Origin of the sequence: Streptomyces sp. NPDC088810, from assembly GCF_044750305.1 — a bacterium.
In the GTDB taxonomy this organism is placed as follows: Bacteria; Actinomycetota; Actinomycetes; order Streptomycetales; family Streptomycetaceae; genus Streptomyces.
The window spans coordinates 1,337,934-1,363,455 of sequence record NZ_JBIVJQ010000001.1; the positions used below are offsets into that span (position 1 = coordinate 1,337,934).

At 70.5% G+C, this 25,522-nt stretch carries 21 protein-coding genes and 2 pseudogenes; 14 read left to right on the plus strand and 9 right to left on the minus strand.

The window, feature by feature from the left end; translation table 11 throughout:
- Positions 1–77 precede the first annotated feature (77 nt).
- The 11 genes and pseudogenes from ACIP4Y_RS06155 (at position 78) to ACIP4Y_RS06205 (ending at position 11,391) form a co-directional block, all read left to right on the plus strand.
- Complete coding sequence (locus ACIP4Y_RS06155) at positions 78–1,013, plus strand: carbohydrate ABC transporter permease (RefSeq protein WP_401388305.1); 936 nt, start codon at positions 78–80, stop codon at positions 1,011–1,013.
- On the plus strand, positions 1,010–1,894 hold the full coding sequence (locus ACIP4Y_RS06160; RefSeq protein WP_401388308.1) for a carbohydrate ABC transporter permease: 885 nt from the start codon (positions 1,010–1,012) through the stop codon (positions 1,892–1,894). Before ACIP4Y_RS06155 ends, ACIP4Y_RS06160 begins: the two co-directional genes overlap by 4 nt.
- Positions 1,891–2,046, plus strand: a complete 156-nt coding sequence (locus tag ACIP4Y_RS06165) for a hypothetical protein (RefSeq protein WP_401388311.1) — start codon at positions 1,891–1,893, stop codon at positions 2,044–2,046. The genes ACIP4Y_RS06160 and ACIP4Y_RS06165 overlap by 4 nt, the downstream gene beginning before the upstream one ends.
- Positions 2,043–3,185: a Gfo/Idh/MocA family protein gene (locus tag ACIP4Y_RS06170; protein ID WP_401388314.1), complete on the plus strand. Its 1,143-nt coding sequence runs from the start codon at positions 2,043–2,045 to the stop codon at positions 3,183–3,185. Before ACIP4Y_RS06165 ends, ACIP4Y_RS06170 begins: the two co-directional genes overlap by 4 nt.
- A complete protein-coding gene (locus ACIP4Y_RS06175) occupies positions 3,182–4,063 on the plus strand; it encodes a PmoA family protein (protein ID WP_401388317.1) in 882 nt (293 codons plus the stop codon). Before ACIP4Y_RS06170 ends, ACIP4Y_RS06175 begins: the two co-directional genes overlap by 4 nt.
- Positions 4,060–5,607: a family 43 glycosylhydrolase gene (locus ACIP4Y_RS06180; protein WP_401388320.1), complete on the plus strand. Its 1,548-nt coding sequence runs from the start codon at positions 4,060–4,062 to the stop codon at positions 5,605–5,607. Before ACIP4Y_RS06175 ends, ACIP4Y_RS06180 begins: the two co-directional genes overlap by 4 nt.
- A 160-nt stretch (positions 5,608–5,767) precedes the next feature.
- On the plus strand, positions 5,768–7,111 hold the full coding sequence (locus ACIP4Y_RS06185; RefSeq protein WP_401388323.1) for an ABC transporter substrate-binding protein: 1,344 nt from the start codon (positions 5,768–5,770) through the stop codon (positions 7,109–7,111).
- Between the two features lie 106 nt (positions 7,112–7,217).
- Positions 7,218–7,997 carry a rhamnogalacturonan acetylesterase gene (locus ACIP4Y_RS06190; RefSeq protein WP_401388326.1) on the plus strand — a complete coding sequence of 260 codons (780 nt, stop codon included), beginning with the start codon at positions 7,218–7,220 and terminating at the stop codon, positions 7,995–7,997.
- Positions 7,998–8,053: 56 nt separating this feature from the next.
- Complete coding sequence (locus ACIP4Y_RS06195) at positions 8,054–9,340, plus strand: polysaccharide lyase family 1 protein (protein ID WP_401388329.1); 1,287 nt, start codon at positions 8,054–8,056, stop codon at positions 9,338–9,340.
- 49 nt (positions 9,341–9,389) lie between these two features.
- A complete protein-coding gene (locus ACIP4Y_RS06200; protein ID WP_401388332.1) occupies positions 9,390–10,490 on the plus strand; it encodes a pectinesterase family protein in 1,101 nt (366 codons plus the stop codon).
- Positions 10,490–11,391 (plus strand): annotated as a pseudogene (locus ACIP4Y_RS06205) (pectinesterase family protein). Before ACIP4Y_RS06200 ends, ACIP4Y_RS06205 begins: the two are co-directional and overlap by 1 nt.
- 10 nt (positions 11,392–11,401) lie before the next feature.
- Here ACIP4Y_RS06205 and ACIP4Y_RS06210 read toward each other — a convergent pair.
- The 4 genes from ACIP4Y_RS06210 to ACIP4Y_RS06225 all read right to left on the minus strand — a co-directional run bounded on the left by ACIP4Y_RS06210 (position 11,402) and on the right by ACIP4Y_RS06225 (position 16,903).
- Positions 11,402–11,860 (minus strand): hypothetical protein, encoded by a 459-nt coding sequence (locus tag ACIP4Y_RS06210; RefSeq protein ID WP_358646296.1) that lies wholly within the window; start codon positions 11,858–11,860, stop codon positions 11,402–11,404.
- 168 nt (positions 11,861–12,028) lie between these two features.
- Entirely contained in the window at positions 12,029–12,241 is a 213-nt protein-coding gene (locus tag ACIP4Y_RS06215; protein WP_358646298.1) for a hypothetical protein, read from the minus strand.
- Entirely contained in the window at positions 12,241–16,554 is a 4,314-nt protein-coding gene (locus tag ACIP4Y_RS06220; protein ID WP_401388336.1) for a DUF6531 domain-containing protein, read from the minus strand. Before ACIP4Y_RS06220 ends, ACIP4Y_RS06215 begins: the two co-directional genes overlap by 1 nt.
- On the minus strand, positions 16,538–16,903 hold the full coding sequence (locus ACIP4Y_RS06225) for a hypothetical protein (protein WP_401388339.1): 366 nt from the start codon (positions 16,901–16,903) through the stop codon (positions 16,538–16,540). The genes ACIP4Y_RS06220 and ACIP4Y_RS06225 overlap by 17 nt, the downstream gene beginning before the upstream one ends.
- 212 nt (positions 16,904–17,115) lie before the next feature.
- Here ACIP4Y_RS06225 and ACIP4Y_RS06230 point away from each other — a divergent pair, with 212 nt between their 5' ends.
- A complete protein-coding gene (locus ACIP4Y_RS06230; RefSeq protein ID WP_401388342.1) occupies positions 17,116–17,913 on the plus strand; it encodes an HAD family acid phosphatase in 798 nt (265 codons plus the stop codon).
- 9 nt (positions 17,914–17,922) lie between these two features.
- Here the strand turns inward: ACIP4Y_RS06230 and ACIP4Y_RS06235 are convergent.
- Positions 17,923–18,957, minus strand: a pseudogene (locus ACIP4Y_RS06235) (glycoside hydrolase family 43 protein); the annotation flags it as partial.
- A 199-nt stretch (positions 18,958–19,156) separates the two neighbouring features.
- Here ACIP4Y_RS06235 and ACIP4Y_RS06240 point away from each other — a divergent pair.
- Positions 19,157–20,311, plus strand: coding sequence for a right-handed parallel beta-helix repeat-containing protein (locus ACIP4Y_RS06240; protein ID WP_401388344.1), 1,155 nt, complete (start codon positions 19,157–19,159; stop codon positions 20,309–20,311).
- A 73-nt stretch (positions 20,312–20,384) separates the two neighbouring features.
- Here the strand turns inward: ACIP4Y_RS06240 and ACIP4Y_RS06245 are convergent, their stop codons facing one another.
- Positions 20,385–21,242: a hypothetical protein gene (locus ACIP4Y_RS06245; RefSeq protein WP_401388347.1), complete on the minus strand. Its 858-nt coding sequence runs from the start codon at positions 21,240–21,242 to the stop codon at positions 20,385–20,387.
- Entirely contained in the window at positions 21,239–21,808 is a 570-nt protein-coding gene (locus tag ACIP4Y_RS06250; protein ID WP_358644209.1) for a SigE family RNA polymerase sigma factor, read from the minus strand. The genes ACIP4Y_RS06245 and ACIP4Y_RS06250 overlap by 4 nt, the downstream gene beginning before the upstream one ends.
- A 247-nt stretch (positions 21,809–22,055) precedes the next feature.
- Between ACIP4Y_RS06250 and ACIP4Y_RS06255 the strand changes: the two genes are divergently transcribed.
- Positions 22,056–23,453, plus strand: coding sequence for an NCS2 family permease (locus ACIP4Y_RS06255; RefSeq protein WP_401388350.1), 1,398 nt, complete (start codon positions 22,056–22,058; stop codon positions 23,451–23,453).
- Between the two features lie 60 nt (positions 23,454–23,513).
- On the opposite strand, the gene ACIP4Y_RS06260 is transcribed toward ACIP4Y_RS06255, so the two are convergent.
- Together ACIP4Y_RS06260 and ACIP4Y_RS06265 are read right to left on the minus strand one after the other, a co-directional pair.
- Positions 23,514–24,968, minus strand: a complete 1,455-nt coding sequence (locus tag ACIP4Y_RS06260; protein WP_401388353.1) for a peptidoglycan D,D-transpeptidase FtsI family protein — start codon at positions 24,966–24,968, stop codon at positions 23,514–23,516.
- Between the two features lie 65 nt (positions 24,969–25,033).
- Positions 25,034–25,507, minus strand: a complete 474-nt coding sequence (locus ACIP4Y_RS06265; RefSeq protein ID WP_401388356.1) for a GNAT family N-acetyltransferase — start codon at positions 25,505–25,507, stop codon at positions 25,034–25,036.
- Between the last annotated feature and the right edge of the window lie 15 nt (positions 25,508–25,522).

Genomic DNA, 25,522 nt, shown 5'->3' on the forward strand with positions numbered 1-25,522 from the left:
CGAAACTCACGCATGTCCATGCAGCAAGCGCTTCCTGCGCCCGTTGTGACCGCCCCACTGCGAAACGGAGAACAGTCATGGCCCAAGCCGCAGCCGTGGCGAAACCGCCCGCGCCACCCCGGCGGCGCCGTGCCTCCGCGACCCCGCGCAGGCTGCCGTACCTGCTGATCGCCCCGGCGGGCCTGCTGATGCTGGGCTTCATCGCCTACCCGGTGCTCAGCGTCTTCTACTACAGCCTGCAGAACTACAACCCCACCAAGCCGTGGCGGAACGGTTTCGCGGGCCTCGACAACTTCACCCAGGCCTTCGCCCACGACCCCCAGTTCTGGGACACGCTGACCTTCAGCGCCAAGTGGGTCGTGGTGGAGGTCGGGCTGCAGCTGCTCTTCGGCCTGGCGCTGGCGCTCATCGTCAACCAGACCTTCGTCGGGCGGGCACTGGGCCGCGCGCTCGTCTTCTCGCCCTGGGCCGTCTCGGGCGTGCTGACCTCCGCGATCTGGGTGCTGCTGTACAACTCCCAGACGGGCATCACCCGTTACCTGGCGGACGCGGGCATCGGCTCCTACGGCGCCAGCTGGCTGTCGGACACCTCCACCGTGTTCCCGGCCGCGGTGGCCGCCGACCTGTGGCGCGGGGTGCCGTTCTTCGCGATCCTCATCCTCGCCGACCTCCAGTCCGTCTCCCGGGACCTGTACGAGGCCGCCGAGGTCGACGGGGCGAGCCGGCTCAAGCAGTTCTGGCACATCACCCTGCCCCACCTGAAGGACGCCATCGTCCTGTCCACGCTGCTGCGCGCGGTGTGGGAGTTCAACAACGTCGACCTGCTGTACACGCTGACGGGCGGCGGGCCCGCCGGGGAGACCACGACCCTGCCCCTCTACATCGCCAACACCAGCGTCGACGCCCACAACTTCGGCTACGCCTCCGCACTGACCACGGTGGCGTTCGTGATCCTGCTCTTCTGCTCGATCGTCTATCTGCGGCTGAGCAAGTTCGGAGGCGACTCCAAGTGATCACCGAGATCGCTCCCGCACCCGAGCGGGTCGCGGACGAGCCCGTCCGGCCCGGCGGGAAGCGCCGCGCCTGGGACGAGGTCCCGCGCTGGCAGATCTACGTCCCCTTGACCGTCTACCTCCTCTTCACCCTGATCCCGTTCTACTGGATCCTGCTCTTCGCGCTCCGCCCGGCCGGCTCCACCTCGCTGGTGCCCTGGCCGATGACCTTCGAGCACTTCGAGAAGGTGTGGACCGAGCGCACCTTCGGCACCTACTTCGCCAACAGCGTCTACGTCGGCCTCGCCACCCTGGTGCTGACCACCGTGGTCGCCCTGGCCGGCGGCTACGCGCTCGCCCGCTTCGACTTCCGGCTCAAGCGCGGCTTCATGCTGGCCCTGCTGTGCTCCCAGTTCGTGCCGGGCGCGCTGCTGCTGGTGCCGCTGTTCCAGATCTTCGCCAAGCTGTCGATGATCAACTCCCTGGGCAGTGTCATCATCGCCGAGACCGTCTTCCAGCTGCCGCTGTCGATGATCCTGATCAGCGGGTTCATCCGGAACGTGCCGTACTCCCTGGAGGAGGCCGCCTGGGTGGACGGCTGCAACCGGTTCACCGCCTTCCGGATCGTCGTGCTGCCGCTGCTGCGGCCCGGGCTGATCGCCGTCGGCTCCTTCGCCTTCGTGCACGCCTGGAACCACTTCCTGTTCGCCCTGATGTTCCTGTCCGACCAGAGCAAGCAGACCATCCCGGTCGGCCTGAACACCCTGATGAGCTCGGACAGCGTCGACCTGGGCGCCCTGGCGGCCGGCGGCATCATCGCGGCCGTACCGGTGGTGATCGTGTTCGCCTTCATCCAGAAGTGGCTGATCACCGGGTTCAGCGCGGGGGCGGTGAAGGGATGAGACTGCGTGCAACCCTCACGGCAGCGCTGCCGGGCCGGCGCGACCTGACGGCCGGCGTCGGCTGGACGCCCACCCCGCAAGGGAAGACCGACAGCGCCGCGGTGGCCGACCGCGGGGTGGCGCGCGGCGTGGGCGCGGGGAGGCTCCCGTGAGCGTACCCGTCGTCCTCGCGGGCGCCCGCGGCCACGGCCGCTGGCACCTGGCCAACATCCGCCGGCTCCAGGCCGCGGGACTCGTACGGCTGGCCGGGATCTGCGAACTGACCCCGCTGACCGAGGCGGAGATCCCCGACGGACTCGGCACGCCCGAGCAGTCCGCCGACCTCGGCGCGCTCCTGGACGCCACCGGCGCCCGGATCGCCCTCGTCTGCACCCCGATCCCCACCCACACCGACCTGGCCCTCACCGCCGCCGCGCGCGGGGTGCACCTGCTGCTGGAGAAGCCGCCCGCGCCCTCCTACGCCGAGTTCCGCCGCATGGCCGACGGGGTCGCGCAGGCCGGGGTGGCCTGCCAGATCGGCTTCCAGTCACTCGGCTCGCACGCGCTGCCCGCCATCCGGCGGCTCGTCGCCGAGGGCGCGATCGGCGAGGTGGTCGGGGTCGGCGGGGCCGGGGCCTGGGCCCGGGGCGAGGCCTACTACCGGCGGGCGCCCTGGGCGGGCCGGCGCCGGCTGAACGGCGCCGACGTGGTCGACGGGGTCCTCACCAACCCCCTCGCACACGCCGTCGCCACCGGTCTCGCGCTGCTCGGTGCCACCCGCGCCGAGGACGTCACCGGCATCGAGACCGAGCTGCTGCGCGCCAACGCCATCGAGTCCGACGACACCTCCTGCGTCCGCGTCCGCACCCCGCACGGACCGGTCACGGTCGCGGCGACCCTGTGCGCCGAACACCCCGGGGAGCCCTACCTGGTGGTGCACGGCAGCAGCGGCCGGATCACCTTCTGGTACAAGCAGGACCGGGTGCTGCTCCAGCGCACCGGCCACGGCCCGGAGGAGACCGAGTACGGCCGCACGGACCTGCTGGAGAACCTCGTCGACCACCTGGACGGCGGCACCGCGCTGCTGGTCCCGCCGGACGAGACCGGCGCCTTCATGCGGGTCGTCGAGGCCGTTCGGACCGCCCCCGACCCGGCGCCGCTGCCCGAGCACGCCTGGCGGCTGCTGCCCGCCGAACACCGCCGGATCGTGCCCGGCGTCGACGGCCTGGTCGCCGCGGCCGCCGACACCCTCGCCCTCTACTCCGAACTGGGCGCCTCCTGGGCCCTGCCGAACGAGGTGAGCACCCGATGACCTCCTCCGACAGCCTGGTGCTGCGGGTCGCGGGCCGCCCGGTCGGCCGCTACGTCACCCGGCCGGAACTGCCCGCCCGGCTCGCCCCGCGCCCCTTCCTGCACCCCGTCACCACCCTGGCCGGCACGGCGGTCACCGAAGTGAGCCCCGCCGACCACGCACACCACCTCGGCGTCGGTGTCGCCGTTCCCGACGTCGAGGGGCACAACTTCTGGGGCGGCCGGACCTTCGTCCGCGACCGGGGTCCGACCGAACTCGACAACCACGGCGCCCAGCGGCACACCGGTTTCCAGCTCCGCGACCCCGACGGCTTCGTGGAGGAGTTGCGCTGGGTCGCCGCCGGCGCAGAGCTGCTGCGCGAGCGCCGTACCGTCGCGGCCACCGGACTCACCGACCGGGCGTGGGCGCTGGACTTCACCTTCTCCCTCACCAACGTCACCGCAGCGCCACTGTCGATCGGCAGCCCCGCCACCAACGGCCGGCCCGGCGCGGCCTACGGCGGCTTCTTCTGGCGGGCCCGCAAGGAGGCGGCCGCACCGGAGGTGTTCACCGCCGACCGGGACGGCGAGGCCGGGGTGCACGGCACCCGCGCCGACTGGCTGGCGCTGGCCGGACGGGGGTCCCCGCACTCGAGCGGAGCCGAGGGCGGGGGAGGCTGGACGCTGGTCTTCGCCGGGGCCACCGAGGACACCCGCCGGGACCCGTGGTTCGTCCGGGCCGCCGAGTACCCGGGAGTGGGGTCCTCCCTGGCGCACTCCGGGCGGCTGACCGTCGCGCCCGGCGGGACCGTCGTACGCCGGATCGTCACGGTCGTCGCCGACGGCGCCCTGGCCCGGAACGAGGCGGCGGCCCTGGTCCGCAAGGCGGTGGCCCAGTGAGCACCTACACCAACCCGGTTCTGAACGCCGACTGGTCCGACCCGGACGTCGTCCGCGTCGGCGACGACTTCTACCTCACCGCCTCCAGCTTCGGCCGCGCCCCCGGACTGCCCCTGCTGCACTCGCGGAACCTGGTCGACTGGACGCTCGTCGGCCACGCCCTGGAACGCCTGGAACCGGCGGAGGAGTTCGCCCGGCCCCGGCACGACTGCGGGGTCTGGGCGCCGTCCATCCGCCACCACGACGACCGCTTCTGGATCTTCTGGGGCGACCCGGACCACGGGATCCTCCAGGTCAACGCGCCCGAGGTCAGGGGCCCCTGGACCCGCCCGCACCTGGTCAAGGCGGGCAAGGGCCTGATCGACCCGTGCCCGCTGTGGGACGACGAGACCGGCGAGGCCTACCTCGTGCACGCCTGGGCCAGGTCCCGCTCCGGCGTCAAGAACCGCCTCACCGGCCACCGGATGCACCCCGACGGCACCTCGCTGCTCGACGAGGGCAAGGTGATCGTCGACGGGGACCGCATCCCCGGCTGGTTCACTCTGGAAGGGCCCAAGCTCTACCGGCACGACGGCTGGTTCTGGATCCTCGCGCCCGCCGGGGGAGTGGAGACCGGCTGGCAGGGCGCGTTCCGCTCGCGCGGCTTCTTCGGCCCGTACGAGGAACGGATCGTCCTGGAGCAGGGGGACACCGACGTCAACGGGCCGCACCAGGGCGGCTGGGTGCGCACCGCGGCCGGCGAGGACTGGTTCCTGCACTTCCAGCAGCGCGGCGCCCACGGCCGGGTCGTCCACCTCCAGCCGATGCGCTGGGGCCCGGACGGCTGGCCGGTCCTCGGCGACGAGGGCGCCCCCGTCGCCGTACACCGGCGGCCGGACCTCCCGCCGCAGCCGCCCGCCGCGCCCGCCACCGACGACGACTTCCCCGGCGGCCGGTACGGCCGGCAGTGGCAGTGGACCGCCAACCCGGGCGACGGCTGGGCCACCCAGCACTCCGGCGACGGGCTGCGGCTGACCTGCGTCCGCTCGGCCGACGCCCACGACCCGCGGAAACTGCCGAACGTCCTCACCCAGCGGCTGCCCGGCCGGCCGAGCGCGGTCGAGGTCGAGCTGCGGCTGGACGGCACCGAGCCGGGCGCGCGGGCGGGGCTCGTGGTGCTCGGGGACGCCTTCTCGTGGATCGGTCTGGAGCGCGGGGCCGACGGGACGGTCCGGCTCGTGCACCGGTTCGCGGAGGCGGTCGCCGACCGGGAGCGCGACGCCGGGGTGGCCTGCCCGGCGCCCGGGGGACGGGCGCGGCTGCGGATCGAGGCCGGGGCCGGGGCGCGCTGCCGTTTCCGGTACGACGTCGGGGGCGGCCTGCGCCCGTCCGGGCCCGTCTTCGCGGCCACGCCCTGGCGCTGGGTCGGCGCCCTGCTCGGCCTGTTCGCCGTCGCACCGGAGGGACCGGGGTCCGCGGGGGCCGCGACGTTCACCCGGTTCCGGATCACGCCCTTGAAGTCACCGGACCCGGGGCCCCCGGACCTGCACCCCCCGCATCTGTAGCCCCCGGACCCGGAGTCCCCGGACCCGGAGTCCCCGGACCCGGAGTCCCCGGTCCCGAAGTTCCCGAAGGGCACTTCTCCGGCCCGCAGCAGCGGATCGGCCGCTGAAGCCTTCCCCCCACAGCCGCATCACCGTTGGATCCAGAAGAAGAGAGCCGACCATGACAAGCAGCATCCGCATCCGCAGAAGCAGGCGCGCCGCCCTGGCCGTCGCCCTGGGCTCCGTCCTCGCGCTGACCGCCACCGCCTGCGGCGACGACGGCAGCGGCAGCGCGGGGGAGGAGGGGAACGAGGGTTCCGGCAAGGGCACGATCACCTTCTGGGACAACAACGGCGGTGTCCGCACCGACATCTGGAAGCAGATCATCGCCGACTTCGAGAACGAGTACCCGGACATCAAGGTCAAGTACGTCGGCATCCCGGCGGCCAGCGCCCAGTCCAAGTACGACACCGCCATCCAGGGCGGCGGCCTGCCGGACGTCGGCGGTGTGGGCACCGCGATGCTCGCCGAGGTCGGGGCCCAGGGCGCGCTGGAGCCGCTGGACGGCCGGCTGGCGAAGAGCTCGCTCAACGGAAAGCTGAGCCGGAACCTGATCGACGTCAGCAAGGCGGCGGGCGGCGGGGACACGCTGTACCAGGTGCCGACCTCCGCGAACAACGGCACGCTGTGGTACCGGACCGACCTGTTCGAGAAGGCCGGCCTGGACGCGCCGGCCACCTGGCCGAAGTTCTACGAGGCCGCCGACAAGCTCACGAACAAGGGCAGGAACCAGTTCGGCTTCACCATCCGCGGCGGCGAGGGCGCCATCGCGCCGGCCCTGGACGCGGTGTACGGCCAGACCGGGATCACGTCGTTCTGGAACGGCGACAAGACCACCGTCAACGACCCCAAGAACGTGGCCGCTCTCGAGAAGTACGTCGCGCTCTACAAGAAGGACACCCCGTCCGCCGACGTGAACAACGACTTCACCAAGATGGTCGCCCAGTGGGACAGCGGCACGATCGGCATGCTGAGCCACAACCTGGGCTCGTACCAGGACCACTTGAAGGCGCTCGGCAAGGACAGGTTCCGGGGCATTCCGAACCCCACGCTGGACGACGGCACCCGGGTGCAGGTCTCCAACCCGGTGGACGGTCTCAGCCTGTTCAGGTCGAGCAAGAACAAGGCGGCCGCCTGGAAGTTCATCGAGTTCGCCGTCTCGGCCAAGGAGAACTCCAAGTTCAACGAGGCGGCGGGGCAGGTCCCGGCGAACACCGACGCGGCCAAGGACGCGTGGATCCAGCAGGCCGAGCCGACGAAGCTGGCGGCCGAGGCGCTGAACGGGGGCGACACGAAGATCGTTCAGTTGCCTTACTACCTGCCCGACTGGAACACGATCTCCAAGGCCGACAACGAGCCGAACTTCCAGAAGGTGCTGCTCGGGAAGATGAGCGCGAAGGAGTTCCTGGACACGCTGGCCGACCAGCTCAACGCTGCGCAGGCCGACTGGAAGAAGAACCACTGACAGCTCGGGTGGTTTCCGTTCGCGGGGAACTGCGGGCCCGTTGTGGCCGGTAGCGCAGTTCCCCGCGCCCCCCTGAGAGTTCCCCTGCGTCGGAAAGGCACCGATCGTGTCCCTCACGCGTAGACAGGTCACGTCCGCTGCACTCGCTGCCGTTCCTCTGGCCGGACGTTCCCGTCGTACATCCCGCACGCTCCATATCGCCGGCGATTCCACCGCCGCACAGAAATACGCCGACGCCGCTCCCGAGACCGGGTGGGGAATGGCGGTTCCCTTCTTCCTCCGCACGGAGGTGAAGGTCGCCAACCACGCCGTGAACGGCCGGAGTTCGAAGAGCTTCGTGGACGAGGGAAGGCTGGACGCGATCCTCGCGGACATCCGCCCCGGCGACCTGCTGGTCGTCCAGTTCGCGCACAACGACGAGAAGGCCACCGATCCCGCCCGGTACACCGAGCCGTGGACGACGTACCAGCAGTACCTGCGGCTGTACATCGACGGGGCCCGGTCCCGCGGAGCCCGGCCTGTCCTCGCCACCCCCGTGGAGCGTCGCAGATTCGACGCCGACGGCAACGCCCAGCCGACCCACGGCGACTACCCGGCGGCCATGCGGGCGCTGGCCGGTCAGCAGAAGGTCCCGCTGCTCGACATCGAGGCGCTGTCGCTCGCGCTGTGGCAGCGGCTCGGGGCGGAGGAGACGAAGACCTACTTCAACTGGACCGCCACCGAGCAGGACAACACGCACTTCAACCCGCCGGGCGCCATTGCCGTGGCCCGGCTGGTGGCGCAGGAGCTGCTGCGCACCCGGGTGCTGGCCCGGCCCGACGTCGTACGGCTGCACGAGGACGTCCCGGCGTCCTGGATCACCTGGCCGCCCGCACCCGCATCCTGAGCTTCGTCACGGAGGAGAGCCGCACAGTGCGTACACAGAAATGTCATGGACGAATCATGAGCGCCCTGGTGGGCAGCACGGCCCTCGTCCTCGCCGTCACCGGTACCGCGTCCGCGCAGTCCGTCCACCGGACCGGCCCCGACCGGCAGGTGCTGCCCGCCAAGGACGGCTGGGCGGCGTACGGCAGCGGCACGACCGGCGGAGCCGCCGCTGACCCCGCGCACGTGTACACCGTCACCACCTGGGAGCAGTTCAAGGCCGCCCTGGCCGACGGCGGCAGCGCGCCGAAGATCGTCCGGGTCAAGGGCACGATCGACGCCGACGGGCCGGGCTGCGACTCGTTCGCCGTGCCCGGGTACGACTTCGCCACCTATCTGAAGACCTACGACCCGGCGGTGTGGGGCCGTACCAAGAACCTCGACGGCGAGCCCGGCAACAGCCCCGAGGGCCTGCGCCGCGCCTCCGCCGCCCAGCAGGACGCCTTCGTCAAGGCGAACGTCCCGGCCAACACCACCATCATCGGCGTCGGCCGGAACGCCGGCTTCAAGGGCGCCAGCCTGCAGATCAAGGGCGTCGACAACGTCATCGTCCGCAACCTGGCCTTCGAGAGCCCCCTGGACTGCTTCCCGCAGTGGGACCCGACCGACACCGCCGACGGCAACTGGAACTCCGAGTACGACAGCGCCGTCGTCTACGGCTCGACCCATGTGTGGATGGACCACAACACCTTCACCGACGGGGAGCACCCGGACAGCACCCTGCCGTCGTACTACGGCCGGATCTACGAACAGCACGACGGCGAGCTGGACGTCGTCAAGGGCGCCGACTACGTCACCGCCTCCTGGAACGTCTTCGAGGACCACGACAAGACGATCCTCGTCGGCAACAGCGACGGCGCCTCCACGGCCGCCGTCGACCGCGGGCACCTGAAGGTCACCTTCCACCACAACCTGTTCCGCAACCTGGTCGAGCGGGCCCCGCGCGTCCGCTTCGGTCAGGTCGACTCGTACAACAACCACTTCGTGGCCGGCGACGGCTACTCCTACAGCTACGGGATCGGCATGGAGTCCCAGCTGGTCGCCGAGCACAACGCGTTCACCCTGCCCGACGGCGTCCGGGCCGGCTCGGTGCTGAAGAAATGGAAGGAGGCACCGGTCACCGCCGGCGACAACTACGTCAACGGCCGGCCGACGGACCTCATCGCCGTCCACAACGCGGACGTGCCCGGCGAGATCCTCCAGTCCGGCGCCGGGTGGACGCCCGTCCTGCGGACCAGGGTCGACCGGCCGCAGGCTGTCCCCGGCCTCGTCGACCACTGCGCGGGCGCCGGACACCTGCGCTGACACGAGGGGGCCGGACCCCGGCCCCCTCTTCACCCGAAGGAGTACAGCCGTGCCCCTCTCCAGACGGGGATTCCTCACCGCGAGCGCCGGGGCCGCCGCCGCGCCCGCCCTGGCGTCCGCCCCGGCATTCGCCCGCACCCGCCCGTTCGGCCGCTACGGCTCCCCGGCCCGCCGCCTCACCCCGGGCACCCTGTACGTCGACCCGCACGGCCGCGGCGACTTCACCTCCGTGCGTGCCGCGGTCACCGCGGCCACCGGCAGCGGCCGGACCCTGGTGATCGCCCCCGGCAGCTACCGGGAGACGGTCGCCGTCGACGCCGGCCGTACGGAGATGACCTGGATCGGCGCCTCCGAGAACCCCCGGGACGTCGTGATCGTGTACGACAACGCGGCCGGCACCCCCAAGCCCGGCGGCGGCACCTACGGCACCAGCGGCTCGGCGACGACCACCGTGCAGGCCGACGGGTTCACCGCCCGCTGGATCACCTTCGCCAACGACTGGCTGCGCGCCGACCACCCGGACATCAGCGGCACCCAGGCCGTCGCCCTGAAGGCCCAGGGCGACCGCAGCGCCTTCCTGCACTGCCGCTTCCTCGGCCACCAGGACACCCTGTACGCCGACTCCACGGCCCTCGGCGTCTTCGCCCGCCAGTACTACGCGCACTGCTACGCCGAGGGAGACGTCGACTTCGTCTTCGGGCGGGCCGCCGCCGTGTACGAGCACTGCCACTTCCGCACCCTGAACCGGACCGACCTGGCCGCGGCGCCCTACGGCTTCGTCTTCGCGCCCTCCACGGCCGCCGCCAACCCGCGCGGCTACCTGGTCACCCGCAGCCGTGTCAGCAGCGAGGCCCCGGACGCCTCCTACAAGCTGGCCCGACCCTGGGTTCCCGGCTCCGACCCCACCGCCCGCCCCATGCTCACCGTCCGCGACACCTGGCTCGGCCCCGGCATCGACGCGGACGCCCCCTACACGAACATGTCGGCGGCCCACCCCTGGCAGGACCAGCGCTTCGCCGAGTACCGCGACACCGGCCCCGGCGCCGCCGTCACCGTCCCGGAGAACCGCCCCCAGCTGACCGACGAGCAGGCCGCCTCGGCGACCAGGGCGGACTGGCTCGGCGACTGGACGCCGTGGAAGGAGGGCTGATGCTCCGCAGACGCACCCTCCTCGGGGCCTCGCCGGCGGCGCGCTGGCGCTCGGCACCCCGGACGCCTTCGCCCGCGACCACCGCCGGGTCCTGCACATCCGCCCCGGCGACTCCGTGCAGGCCGCCGTGGACGCCGTCACCGGTCACGGCTGGACACTCCTGCTGCACCCGGGGACGTACCGCGAGGTCGTCGACGTACCCGCCTCGACAGCGGAGCTGACCCTGCGCGGGGTCACGGGCGACCCCCGGGACGTGGTCATCGTGTACGACAACGCCAACGGCTCGCCGAAACCGGACGGTTCGGGCACCTACGGCACCGCCCGGCTCGGCCACCTTCAGCTCGGCCGCCCCCGGACTGACCCTGCGCGACCTCACCCTCGCCAACGACTGGCTGCGCGCCGACCACCCCGACATCACCGGCACCCAGGCCGTCGCCGCCTGTCTCACCGGCGACCGCACCCGTGCCGAGAACGTCCGGTTCCTGGCCCACCAGGACACCCTGTTCACGGACACCACGGCCCTGGGCGCCTTCGACCGGCAGTACTTCCGGCACTGCCACATCGAGGGAGACGTCGACTTCGTCTTCGGCCGGGCGACGGCGGTGTTCGACCACTGCCGCTTCCACACCCTCCCGCGGGACGTGGGCTTCACCCCCGAGGGCATGGTGTCCGCGCCCTCCACCGCCCGGGCCGACCCGCACGGCATGCTCGCCGTCCGCTGCCGGTTCACCTCCGGAGCGGAGGACGGGGCGTACAAGCTGGCCCGGCCGTGGGTGCCGTCGTACGAGAGATGCGCTTCGCGGAGTACCGCAACACCGGTCCCGGTGCGGTGATCAGCGTCCCCGCCCACCGCCCCCAGCTCACCCCGGCGGCCTGCCTCGGCGACTGGAACCCCCGCTGACCGGCCGGCATCACCCCGCGCCGCCCCATACCGCCTCCAGATCCTGACAGCGGACCGTGATCCTGGCATCGGTCAGCGCGATCTCGTGCACACAGCCGCCGTCCTCATCCGGGAGGATCTCGTCGAGGAGCACCGTGTCGACTGCCATCCAGTCGATGGAATGCGCGTAGTCGATGGAGAAGTGCCGCACCCCCGTATAGCTGAGACGCAGCCCCGATTCGTGCTTGAACCGGTTCGGTGCGAACTCCAGCACCAGCCGCCCGCTCTTGTCGGTCGCCGGACGGATCCCGGCCAGCTCCAGGTCCTTGACGCATCGGTCGGCGCGGGGGATGTCGTAGTGCCCCGGCTCCGAGACGAAGGCCCAGGCACCCGGCGGGAGTACGCCGCGCAGGCGAGGAAGTTCGGCCAGGTAGGCGGACGGGTCCACGAAGAATCCGGAGCCGTGCCAGTGGGCCTCGACGAATCTCATGCCCGCAGTCCTCTCCGCCTCACCGCGCACGCACGCGGTGTCTCACCGCACCGACACGGTGACGAGGTCCGGATCGGGGAGTTCCGTTCGAGAGGCTTCATGGCCACCACCGGATCAGGGCAGGCATGGCAGCGTGCTCGGTGTCTTCCATCGTCAGCGCCCCCACCCTCAGCCGCACGGAGTGATGATCTCCCAGTCCTTCGCGGGGTCCCCGGTCAGAAGGTACTCGCTCAGATACATGTCTGTGTCCTCGCGAAGGTCGTCCTCCAGGTCCCAGACGGATTCGCACTCGGGGCAGAGAAAGAACTTCTGACCCGTGTCCTTGCGCTCGTAGCAGCGCACCCAGTCCTGGCCGCAGTGCGCGCAGGCGACCTTGTCCATCAGTTCCAGCTCCTCGGGAAGGCCGTGATCACTTCGTTGCCGTGTTCGACGGTGATCGAAACATATTCTTCTCCGGGGTTGTAACCCACCTGCCGGCCCATCGGGATGATGTATGTGGAACGAGCGCCCTGCTGGTTGACCGACACCGCCATAGCGCGCCGGCCCCATGCTTCGTCGACCGTTTCCAGCACGCCCTTGTCGCCCGTGTCGAAGACTCCGTGAGCGGGTTTCGCGGGGTTCTCACGGGTGTGCTGCATGACGTGGGTGATGCGGTGGCCCTCGGCAGACCCCGGACCGTAGTCCAGTCCTTCGGGTGAGCGGTACCAACCGCCCCCGAGGTCCTCCAGCTCACATCCGTACAGACCCAGCGGGTCCGACCAGGTCCCGGGATGGCGGATGTACGCCGAGGGGTTGGGGCCCGGTTTGAGACCCAAGGGGTCCTGGCTGAGGTAGCAGGCCGTCTCGGGGTCGTAGTAGCGGAAGTAGTTGTACCGCAGGCCGGTCTCGGCGTCGGCGTACTGACCTGGGAAGCGCAGCGGACAGTCGGCGGTGGAGGACTCGGCCAGGCCGGCGAGGGGGGTGCCCCACAGAGTCGTGCGGCTCTGCCATGTCGTCTCGCCCTCGCCGGTGACGAGCTCGGTGGGCGTGCCGACGGCATCCGTCACGACTGCTTGGAACACGGTCGCGTGGCCGGGTGCCGACTCCTCTGCCAGCCGGGCGAGGATCGAGGCGTCCCGTCCGACGGCTGAGCGCCGGTGATCGGTCTGGGCGATCGGCCGGTGGGTGCCGGGCTCGTAGTCCCAGGTGGTCACCTTGCCGTCCGGGGCGGTTTGCTCCGCCAACCTGGTGTCGTCCCAGGAGAAGTCGGTGCGATCGGCCTGCGATCCGTCCTCCGTCAGGCGGTACTTGCGCAGGCGGCGCCCGAGCGGATCGTATGCGTACCTCCACCGTTCGCCATCCGGCGTGCCGGCCTCGACGAGGCGGTCCTCGGCGTCCCAGACGTACGTCCAGGTCCGGGTCTGTCCGTTGAGCAGCTTGCGGATTCTGCGGACCAGGCGTCCCTGGGCGTCGTGCTGATAGGTGGTGCCACCCGCACGGCGTACGAGGGTGCCGTTGAAATCGCGTTCCCCGGCGGAGTCGTGACCGGGTGCCGTTGCCTGCACCAAGTTGCCGACTTGATCGTAGGCATATGTCTCCGACCAGCCGTGGGCGCGTACGCCCGTCACGCGGCCCGTCGCATCCAGGTCGAAACGCCGGGTACCTGTGGTGAGCTCGCGGATCTCCGTCAGATAGCCGTCGCCGCGGTAGGCGTAGACGCGGTGTTGAAGAAGGCTCTGCGCATCGGCTGAACCGGCGGTGAGGGACTGGAGGACCAGACGGCCTGCAGCGTCCCACGTCTGGGTCAGCAGGACATCGGAGCCGAGACGGCGCTCCGTCTCGTGTCCCGCCGCATCATGGGTGAAGGTCAGGGATCCCGCGTCCGAGCGAAGTTCCGAGGGCCGCCCGGCGGCATCATATGTCCACCGTGAGGCCAGTCCGGAGGGAGTCTCGCGGCGGACGCAGCGGCCCAGGGGGTCATAGGCGTAAGCCATGACCCGGCCGTCGACCGCTTCTGTGAGAGTGCGCCCGAGAGCGTCCCTGGCGAAGGTCACCTCGGCGTCTCGGTTGACCGCCCGGGCAAGCAGTCCGTCCGCTCCGTACTGGAAAGTCGTCGTCTCACCGGTGCCGGCTCGCTGCTCCACGACACGGCCCGCCGCGTCCCGGACGAAGCTCAACGTCTCCCCGGCTCCGTTGGTACGCGAAACCAGCCGACCCGCCGCGTCGTGCGTGTACGTCAGCGTGCGGCCGTTGAAGTCCGTCTCGGCCACCAGGCGGCCGGCTTCATCGTAGGTGTACGACCAGGTCCGGCCCTCCGGGTTGGTGACGCCTGTCAGCCGCAGTTCCGTGTCGTACGAGAACGCGTAGTGCCCGCCGTCCGGCTCCGACCGGGTGGCGGGGACGTCGAAACGAGTGGCCGTGTGGTGGGTCGTGTTGCCCGCCGCATCCGTGTAACCGAGCAGGTTGCCCTCGGCATCCCAGGTCCATGACTCGCGGCTGCCACCGGGCTGCTCCCGCCAGGACGGCTTGCCCTCCATGGTCCAGCCCAAGCGTGTGGTGTGGCCCAGCGGATCGGTCACCCCGATCACCCGCCCGCAGGTATCGCGGCGGATCGTTGTCGTGTGGCCCAGCTCATCCGTCAGGGAGATGGGCAGGCCCGCCGCGTCGTAGGCCACGGTTCGGGTGTGCCCGAGTGCGTTCGTGATCGCTGTGGGGCGGCCCGCCGCGTCGTTCGTATACCGGGTCTCGGCGCCGGTCGGGTCCGTGGTGACGAGCAGGTTGCCACGCTCGTCGTAGGTGTGCCGCCAGATCGCCCCGCCCGGCTCGACGACTTTCGTCGGCAGGCCGAGCGCGTTGTACTCCGCATGGGCCTTCGCGCCATCGGGGAGGGTGAGGCCGGTGAGGTTGCCGGTGTCGTCGTAGGTGTAGCGCGTGGTGTGGCCCAGTGGGTCGGTGACGGCGAGGGGCTTGGCGCCGTACTCGTCCCATTCCGTGCGCGTGACGTGGCCGAGCGGGTCGGTCTTCTCCACCACCAGCCCGTTGGCGTCGTACCGGTGGACCGAGACATGGCCTTGGGAATCGGTGTAGGTCGTGGTGCGTTCCGCGTCGTCGTACGTCAGCGTCCCGGAGAGGATGCCGTCGACGCCCTCGGTGCGGGTCACCCGGCCACGGTCGTCGTAGACGTAGGAGAACCAGGTGCCGTTGCGGTCGGTCCAGCGGGTGACGCGGCCCTCGGCGTCGTAGGTGAAACGGAGGGGCTCGCCGCTGGAGTTGACGACCTCGGTGAGGTTGCCGGCGCTGTCGTATCCGTAGCGCATCACCACCGTGCCCTCGTCGGGCGCGGTGCCGGGGCGGTAGCGGGACGGCGGTTCGTCCAGCAGGCGCAGGGCGGTGATGCGGGGGCCCTGGGTGTCGACGGCGACGTAGTAGCCGCCGGAGTGGCGGAGGCCGAACGGAAGGCCCTCGTTGTCGCGTTCGACGTCGATGCGGTTGCCGTTGCGGTCGGTCCAGGAGTCCAGGGCCAGGTGGAAGACGCCGAAGGACGGGGAGGGGACGGGGGCGGCGAAGGTACGCCTCACGCCGGTCGCCGGGTCGGTGACCGTCATCGCACCGTCCGGCTTGCCGTCCCACTCCAACGGCCAGCGCGGGCCCTTGGCCGGCATCGTGGGGACGCCGGGTTCCGGTACCGGGTAGACCAGGCGCATACCGTCGGCCGCCGCGAAGACGACTCCCTCGCCGTCGATCTGGAGGCACTCGTCCAGGGTGGAGATCCAGGTCGGGCCGAAGCAGACGCCACCCCGGTAGGAGGACAGGTGGGTGCGCGTGAAATGCAGGGGCAGGCTGCCCGGCAGGGCCAGGTCGGTCTGCGTCATCAGCATCGCGCCGGTCGCCACGTCGATCGGCTCGCCCACGCAGGGGGTGCGTTCGGCGTTGCGGGCGGCCGGGCCCAGTTCCACCAGGTCGGGGCGGAGCGAGGGCGGGCGCAGCAGCAGCGGGGTGGTGTCGGCGAGTCCGCCTTCCATGCTCGCCTTCAGCACGCCGCCGCCCGCCCCGAGCGCGCCGCCGAAGATCATGCCGTCCTTGGCGGCCTGGTTGACCTCGTCCAGGCTGAAGCCGTGCTGCAGACCGGTCGCCATCTTCAGCGGCTGGGCCACGGCGAGGTCCACGGCGACCGACTCGACCCCGCCGAACGCGGCGGCGACCAGGGTGCCCGCGGCGATCTCGGCCACGGTCGTGGAGACCGCGATGCCCATCGTGGCGCCGAACTCGATGACCGCGTCCGCCGCCGCGACGGCAGCCCCGGAGGCCAGGCCCGCGGTGAAGAAGGCCAGCGCCACCCCGCCCGCGATCACGGCCGCGTCGATGCCGATCTGCGTCCACAGTTTGTTGATCGCGTCGTCGATGGCGTCGGCGAACTTCTCCAGCGCCTTGGCCATCTCCCGCGAGGACTTGGCGAGGTCGCTCAGCCAGCCGCCGTCCTGGTCCTTGGCGTAGCGGCCCCAGAACTTGTCGAACGCCTCGATCGACTCACCGGTGTTGTTGTGGATGATCGAGGACGCGCTGCGGTGCACGGGAGCGCGGACGTCGTCCACCGAATCGGCGAAGGCCCTCCAGGCCTTCGCCGCGTCCCTCAGCTTGCCGGAGTCGGCCTCGGGCCACCACAGACCCAGCTTCAGAAGGATGTGGCGGGCCTTGTCCTCAACGCTCACCGGCACCGTCGCTCTGCTTGGGGGTCTTCACCTGGGTGAACATGCCGGCGATGAGCTTGTCGTTGTCCACGTGCCCGTCCGAGAGGTCCACCATGGCCTCGTGAATGCTCGTCAGACCGAGCACCAGGATGCCCGCCGCGCTCTCGATCTTCTTCTGCTGCGGCTTGTAGGCGTTGCCGAACTTGTCGCCCTGCTCGTCGTGGCCCCAGGGCTCACCCAGGCCGTCCAGGGTCTGGATCAGCGTGGTCAGCGCCTTGCTCAGATCGATGGCGCCCTGATGGAAGGCCGGAGCCGCCGCCTTGATGTCGGCGGTCTTGATGTCCAGGACCTTGCCGGGCACCTTGCCATCGCCCACCGGTGAACCCCCGTTCGCAGTCGCGGTATCCGACGATAGGGCCGCCGCGTCAAAGGAGCGTCATGCGAAGGTAATCGGACGGCAATCCTCCGGGTGAGTGCGCGGCACGGCGTGCGTATCGATCGGGTAACAGGGCTCGCCGTGCGTGTGTGATGCGCGTAGACAGTCCGTGACCTGGTACATCACTCTCATCCACCAGATCCGGAGAATCCATGCGGAAGTCCCTCAAGGCGGTCGCGGCCGGTGCCGCCTGTGTCGTCGCCGGTGCGGCGCTGTACGGCGCGGGTGCGGCCACCGCCGGTCAGTCGACGGCGAACTCCACCCACGAGCCGTACAACATCGGGCTCCTGGTGAAGGACATCGACACCTACTACGGCACCACCGCCGACAGCAACGGCGTCTACCAGGCGTCCCCGGACAGCCCGTACGCCAAGGACCTGGCGCACATCGACGCCGACGCCAAGCGCTACATAAACAAGGCGGCCCGCAAGGCGCAGCACAAGGGCGAGAAGCCGGCCGTCGTCTTCGACATCGACGACACGCTGCTGCTCAGCCTCGACTACGAGAAGCGCACCAACTACACGTACAACTCCACCACGTGGAACGACTACGTGAACAAGGCCGACCGCCCGGCCGTCTTCGGCAGCCCGGAGCTGGTCCGGTACGCCGAGTCCAAGGGCGTCGAGGTCTTCTACAACTCCGGTCTGAGCGAGGCCCAGCGCGCCGCCGCAGTGGAGAACCTGAAGAAGGTCGGCGCCGATGTGAACCTCGACGCCGACCACATGTTCCTCAAGGACAAGGCCAACCCGCCGGCCTACCTGAAGGACTGCGCCGTCCCCGGCACCTGGAACTGCACGACCGTGCAGTACAAGTCCGGGACGCGCAAGCACATCGAGGACGACCTGGGCTACGAGATCATCGCCAACTTCGGCGACCAGTACTCGGACCTGGACGGCGGTCACGCGAACCGCACGTACAAGCTGCCGAACCCGACGTACTTCGTCAGCTGAGCCCTATCCGTACGTCCTGAGCAGCCGCTCGTACTCGGCCCCCGTCACCGGCAGCACCGTGCCGTGACGGGGGCTGGCGGGCAGTGCGTAGTCGGTGGACTGCGTCCACTTGCCGGAGGCGAGGTCGGTGGTCTCGAACGGCACGTACCCGCGCAGGCCGTACTCGTCGATGAACAGGTACCACTTCTTCTCGGTGTTCGACTTGAAGACGGTCGGCCCCTCGCCGCGCGCGAGGGCACCGCTGCCGACACAGTCGGCGACGAAGTCGTACGACGAGTCGGTCAGGTTCCGCGACTTCTCCGCGGTGATGAACTTCGAGCAGGGCGAGCTGGAGGACGGGTCCCGCTCGTCCTTGGTGAAGCGGTAGTACGTCCCCTTGTCCTTGATGACCGTCGAGTCGATGACCGAGTAACCGGGGTCGTCCCAGACCTTGGGCGCGCTGAAGGTGCGGAAGTCCTTGGTCGTCGCGTAGAGCATGCGGTTGTAGGTGGAGCCGGTGTGGTCCGGGTCGTCGGCGGCGTACAGCTTCGACGCCCAGAAGACCACGTACTCGTGCAGCCGGCTGTCCCAGTAGGCCTCCGGCGCCCAGGTGTTGCCCGCGCTGTCGGGCGCCACCTTCACCAGCCGCTGGTCGGTCCAGTGGACCAGGTCGGTGGACTCCCACACCATGACCGACTTGCTGCCGTGCCGCTGGACGTAGTCCCAGCTGCCGCTGCTGTTGCGGTACATCCGCAGGTCGGTGGCGATGAGGTAGAACCTGTCGCCCTTGGGGGAGCGGATCACGAACGGGTCGCGCAGGCCCTTCTCCCCGATGGTCGAGGTCAGCACCGGCTGCCCGCCGTTCAGCTCCCGCCAGTGCAGCGGGTCGTTGCCCTGGCTGAGCGCGTAGCGGATCTGCTCGCCGTCGGCCGTGCCCTCGCCGGTGAAGTAGACGAACAGATAGCCGGCGTACTTGGACCGGGCGGCGTCGGCGGAGCCGGGCGGGGCGGCCACCAGGGCGAGGAGGAGTGCGAGGAGCGGGACCAGCAGGGTTCTGAGACGCATGACCGTCCTGTGTGAGCGTGAGGGTTTCTGTTGGGTGCTGTTCGTTCTGGGAGTGTCACCAGTGGGGCGCGCGACGTCAATCGGTGTGCGTCCGCGGGGGGCGGCCGAAAGTTTCGGTCGTTTGCCCGGGGGCCCGGCAACCCGTTCCGGTCACGGCGGCGACCGGAACCCGTCACGCCCCCTACGAAAGGAACGCCCCGTGCGGCAGAGCACCGGACGCCACCGCAGGACCCGCACCCTCTCGATCGCCGCCGCGGTGGCTGTCGCCGCAGGGGCCGGCGGCGTCTGCCTCGGCCTGTCCGACGGCGGTGCCCAGGCCGCCACGGCCACGGTCACCGTGTCCACCACCGCCCAGCTGGAGTCGGCGGTCAGGAACGCCACCCCCGGCACCGTCATCCAGGTGCGGGGCGGCACCTACTACCCGACCGCCACCCTCAAGTCCACGGCCAGTGGCACCCGTTCGAACCGGATCACGCTGAAGGCCCACGGCAGCGAGAAGGTGAGGATCGACGGCTCGAAGCTGCCCGCCGGCTCCTGGCTCGCCGGCATCTACGGCAGCTACTGGACCGTGCAGAACCTCACCTTCCAGAGGTCCCCGGCCCAGGGCTTCGTCGTCACCTCCTCCACCGGAGGCGTCTTCGAGAACCTCGTCACCGCGGACAACGGCGACTCCGGGTTCACCCTGCGCGGCGACAACACGGTGAACAACCTCGTGCGGAACCTGGACAGTTACGGCAACTACGACGCCTCCGGGCACGGCCAGAACGCCGACGGCATCGCCGTCAAGTTCGGCTCCGGCGCCGGCAACAGGATCACCGGCGCCCGCCTCTACCACAACTCCGACGACGGACTCGACCTCTGGCAGTTCTCCTCGCCCGTCACCATCGAGCACAGCTGGGCCTTCGGCAACGGCAGGAACCGCTGGAACGACTCCGCCTTCGAGGGCAACGGCAACGGCTTCAAGCTGGGCGGCGGCGGGGCCTCGGCCGCCCACGTCGTCAACGACGACGCGGCCTGGGGCAACACCCTGAACGGGTTCACCGAGAACTCCAACACCGGGGCGATCGTGCTCAACCGCAACACCGCCTACGCCAACGCCCAGACGGGCTACTTCTTCGGGACCGGCAAGGCCCGCCTGGCCCGCAACCTGGCCGTGGGCAACAAGGGCGGCCAGGCGAAGCTGGGTTCCCACACCGTCTCCGCCGCCAACAACTGGGACCGCGGGGTGAGCACGCCCGCTTTCAAGTCGACGGACGCGGCGAGTGCGTACGGGGCGCGGGGCGCCGGCGGTGCGTTGCCGGCCACCGTGTTCCTGGCCACGGGGTCCAGCGCCGTAGGGGCGACGATGGATTGAGTCCAGGGGTTCGTCGTGGCTGGTCGCGCAGTTCCCCGCGCCCCTTCAGGGGCGTGGGGAACTCCCCGGTCGCTTACGAGTCACCACCCGAGCGGTCCTGCGCATGCACGGCAAAGCCACCGGTCACCGCATACGTACGCCCCCCGGCCACCGCGGTCATGACATACCTGTCGGCGCCCGCGTCCCGCCCCCCGCGCGTATGGTCGTACTGCCCCGCGAACACCCACTGCCCCGCCGGCACCGTACGGCCCTGCTTCAGCGTCCAGGTGTAGACGACAAAGCCGTCCTTCTCCGCCACGCTCTGGCTGAAGTCCCCCTCCGGCAGCGAACGCCACGCGCCGGTCGAGGTGACCCCGCCGGTCTGGGCGACCTGCAACTCGACCGTCAGGGACGACAACGGCTCGGACGTCTTGAGGGTCAGATTGCTCTGCGCCCAGAACTCGTTGCTGTGCGGGTCCACCGAGCCGTCCGACCACAGGGGACCGTCCTGCTCGGCGCGCGCCACCGGCGGCCGCGCCGGGGCGGTGCCGTCCGGCGTACGGGAGGGGGAGGAACCCGGTGTGCGGGACGGCTGCCCGGCGCCCTTGCTCGGCGCCGGGTCGGCGGTGTGGGAGGGGGGACGGGTCGTCGGGGCCGGGGACCGCGAGGGGGTCGGCGACACCGCCACGGTCTGCCGCGCCGGCGGGTCGTCCTTCACCGCGGACGCCACCGCGTAGCCCCCGACCGCGAGCACACCGGCGACCGCGGCCGTCGCGGTGACCACCCGGACCCAGCCGAACACCGGCGGGCGTTCGGCCCGGTGGTCGGGGCGGGACCCCGCGGCCATGCCGCGCTCCACCCGGGCCAGGATGCGCGCGCGGTCGGGTTCGTGGGCCCCGGCCGCCTCGTGCAGCCGGGCGCGCAGCTCGTCGTGCACGTCCTGCTGCCTCATCGGTTCCTTCCTCCGCTCTCACCGGCCCGGGCCGCCATCGCCGCGTGCACCCGCCGCGGGTCGCCCTGCGGGCCGAGCAGCCGCTGCAGTTCGGCCATGCCCTTGGACGTCTGGCTCTTAACCGTACCCACCGAGATGCCGAGCGCGAGCGCGGTGTCCTTCTCCGACAGGTCGAACGCGTGCCGGAGCACCACGCACGCCCGTTTCCGGAACGGCAGCCGGCGCAGCGCCCCCTGGACGTCCACCACACCGGCGACGTCCGGGTTCTCGGTCCGCTCCTCGCCGCGCGGCCAGAACAGCGCGATCCGTCGCCGCTCGCGCACCGCGCCGCGGATCCGGGTGCGGGCCAGGTTGGCGACCACGCCCCGCGCGTACGCCACCGGGTGGTCGGCCGCGCGCACCCGGTCCCAGCGGTGCCACAGCGCCAGCAGCGCGTCCGCCGCCAGGTCGTCGGCTGCGTCGGCCTCACCGGTCAACAGGTGGGCGAAGCGGGCGAGTTCGGCGTAGTGCCGTTCGAAGAAGGCATGGAACTCCACGGAGGCTGCGTCGTCGACGACTGTGCCCACGGGTGACCTCTTCTCGATGCGCGCTCTGTGTGTGTCATGTGAATGACATGCGAGGGTCCGGGAGAGGGCCCGGACGGAGATCCGGAAGCGTAGCAGTGATCGTTTGACGTGCTCGTACGGGGGGTCGGACGTCGTATGGCAGACCGAACCCGATTACGTAACACGGAGAAAACCTGAACCGGGTTCGACGAGGGAACAATCCAGCCAGCATCCGCACACTGATCATCAGGTGACGAGGAGTGGGACCATGTCCGTCGACCGGTACTTCAGGATCTCCGAGCGGGGATCCACGCTCGGACGCGAGATACGCGGCGGCTTCGCCACGTTCTTCACCATGGCGTACATCCTTGTCCTGAATCCGATCATCCTCGGCAGCGCGAAGGACAAGTACGGCCACGCCCTGGACACCGGTCAACTCGTCACCGCCACCGCGCTGGTGGCCTGTGTGATGACGGTCGTCATGGGCGTCGGCGGAAACCTGCCGCTCGCCATCGCCGCCGGCCTCGGCCTCAACGCCGTCGTCGCCTTCCAGCTCGCCCCGCTGATGAGCTGGGCGGACGCGATGGGCCTGGTCGTCCTCGAAGGCCTCGTCATCTGCCTCCTGGTCCTCACCGGCCTCCGGGAAGCGATCATGAACGCGATCCCGCAGCAGCTGAAGCAGGCCATCGGCGTCGGCATCGGCCTGTTCATCGCCTTCATCGGCTTCGTGGACGCCGGGTTCGTCAGCCGTATACCGGACGCCGCCCACACCACCGTGCCGGTCCAGCTCGGCGCCGTCGGCCGGCTCACCGGCTGGCCGGTGCTGGTCTTCTGCCTCGGCGTGCTGCTCACCCTGGCGCTGCTCGCCCGGAAGGTGAAGGGCGCGATCCTCATCAGCATCGTGACGATGACCGTCGTCGCGATCGTCATCAACGCCGTCGCCGACATCAGGAGCTGGGGCCTGACCACGCCCAAGGTCCCGGACACGATGGTCGCGGCCCCGGACTTCGGGCTGGTCGGTCACTTCAGCCTGTTCGGCGGCTTCGCCGAGGCGGGGGTCCTCACCGCCGTCCTGCTGGTCTTCACCCTCATCCTGTCGGACTTCTTCGACGCCATGGGCACCATCGTCGGCATCACCGCGGAGGCCGGACTGCTGGACGAGGAGGGGCAGGTGCCCGGCATCGGCCGGGTGCTGTTCATCGACGGCGCCGCGGCCGTCGCCGGCGGTGTCGGCTCGGCCTCCTCCAACACCGCCTACATCGAGTCCGCGGCCGGCGTCGGCGAGGGCGCCCGGACCGGCTTCGCCAACCTGGTCACCGGCGGCCTCTTCGGCCTTGCCCTCTTCCTCACACCGCTGCTCACCATCGTCCCGCTCCAGGCGGCGGCGCCCGCACTGATCGCCGTCGGCTTCCTGATGATGACCCACGTCAAGCACATCGACTGGGACCGGTACGAGATCGCCGTCCCGGCGTTCCTCACCATCGCCGCGATGCCGTTCACGTACTCCATCACCGACGGGATCGGCGCCGGCTTCCTGTCCTACGTCGTCATCAAGACGGTGCTGGGCAAGGCGCGGGAGGTCAACTGGCTGCTGTGGGGGGTGTCGGCGCTGTTCCTGGTGTACTTCGCGATCGATCCCGTGGAGCAGATCCTCGGAGTGAGGTGAGGTCGTCAGACGAGGCGGAGGGGGACGTTCACCGGAACGCGGAACGGCCCCTCCGCCGCGCTACTTGAGCGCGGCCTGCATCATCGCCCTGGCGACCGGTGCCGCCAGCCCGTTGCCGCTGACCTCGGACCGCGCCCCGTCCGACTGCTCCACCATCACGGCGACGGCCACCTCCTTGCCGTTGCTGCCGGACTTGCCGTAGGAGGTGAACCAGGCGTACGGCGTCTTGCTGTTGTTCTCGCCGTGCTGGGCGGTGCCGGTCTTGCCGCCGACGGTCACCCCGTCGATCAGCGCGTTCGTGCCGGTGCCGTCCTTGACCACCGTCTCCATGGCCGACTGGAGCTGCTTGGCGGTGGTGGAGCTGACGATCTCCGTCGTGTCCGCGCTGTCGTCGTAGTCCTCCAGCACGTCACCGCCGCTGTCGGTGATCTGCGAGACCATGTGGGGCGATACCAGCTTGCCGCCGTTGGCGATGGCCGCGGAGACCATGGCCATCTGCAGCGGGGTGGCCGTGACGTCGAACTGGCCGATGCCGGACAGGGCCGTCTGGGCCTTGTCCATGCCGGAGGGGTAGACGCTCGGGTAGGCCCGCACCGGCACGTCCTGCTTGTCGTTGTTGAAGCCGAACTTCTCGGCCATGGCCCTGACCTTGTCCTGCCCCAGCTCGACGGCCATGTGACCGAAGACGTTGTTGCACGAGTACCGCAGGGCGACCCGGATCGAGGCGTTCTTGCACGGCGCCGACTTGCTCTCGTTCGGCAGCTCGCGCACGGTGCCGGGCATGATGTACGGATCGGGGCTGTCGGTGGGCTCGTCCACGTTCTCGTACAGCCCGTCCTCCAGCGCGGCGGCGGCGACGACCAGCTTGAACGTCGAGCCCGGCGGCAGCGGCTGGCGCAGCGCGCGGTTGGTGAGCGGCTTTTCCTTGTCGGCGTTGAGCGCCTTCCAGGCCGTGCCGGCCGTGTTCGCGTCGGTGAGCGAGGAGGGGTCGTACGACGGCGTCGACACCACCGCGAGGATCTTGCCGGTCTTCGGGTCGATCGCGACGGCCGCGCCCTTGTTGCCGCCCAGCGCGCGGTAGGCCGCCTTCTGCACGGCCGGGTCGATCGTCGTGAGCACGTCGCCCGGCTCGGCCCGCTCCCCGGTGACGGTGTCCAGCACCGTCCGCAGCCGGTTGTCCGTGCCGTTGAGCAGGTCCTTGTAGACACCCTCCAGCTGGGTGGGGGCGTAGGCCTGCGAGGCGTAGCCCGTCACCGCCGCGTACAGCTTGCCGTCCTTGTACGTCCGCTTGTACGCGAGGTCGCTTCCCTTCGTCCGCGCCGAGCCGGTGATCGCGTCTCCGGCCACGACGATGTTCCCGAGGGGCCGCGAGTAGGTCGCGATCGCGTTCCGCCGGTTGTCGTTGTCGTCCGCGAGGGCCTTGCCGTCGTAGAACTGCAGCCATGTCGCCCTGACCAGCAGGGCGAGCACGAGCAGCAGCGCGAAGACGGACGCCCGCCTGATCGTCTTGTTCATCCCGCTGGAGAGACGATCGGGACCGGGGGGATCGTTCCCGTACGCCCGGTTTTCTCATCCGGTGTTCAGGAAGCGGGCAGCACCAGCACGACCTCCTCGATCTCCCGGCCCCGCGCGTTCGCGTACCCCCGGGCCCGGGCCGCCTCGCGGAAGCCGCACTTCTCCAGCACGCGCAGCGACGCGCCGTTGTCGGCCGCCGCCCGCGCGTACAGGGGCCGTTCCGGGACCTCGGCGAGCAGGGCCCGCAGCGCGGCCGTCGCCACGCCCCGGCCCCAGTACGCGCGGTCGATCCAGTACGTCACCTCGCGCTCGCCGGCCACTCCGTAGACGGCCGCGCTGCCGGCCACCTCCCCGTCGGCCAGGACCGTGCGCAGCACGTCGGAGGAGTTCCGCAGGCGCTGCCAGTACGCCGCGAAGGCCTCCCGGTCGTACGCATCCTCCGGGCCGAAGGCGGCCATCCGGGCGGCCTCCGGGTCGGTCATCTGCCGGTGGAACACGGCCAGATCGTCGTCCTCCACGGCCCGCAGCGTGATGTCCATGCCGCCGAGCCTACG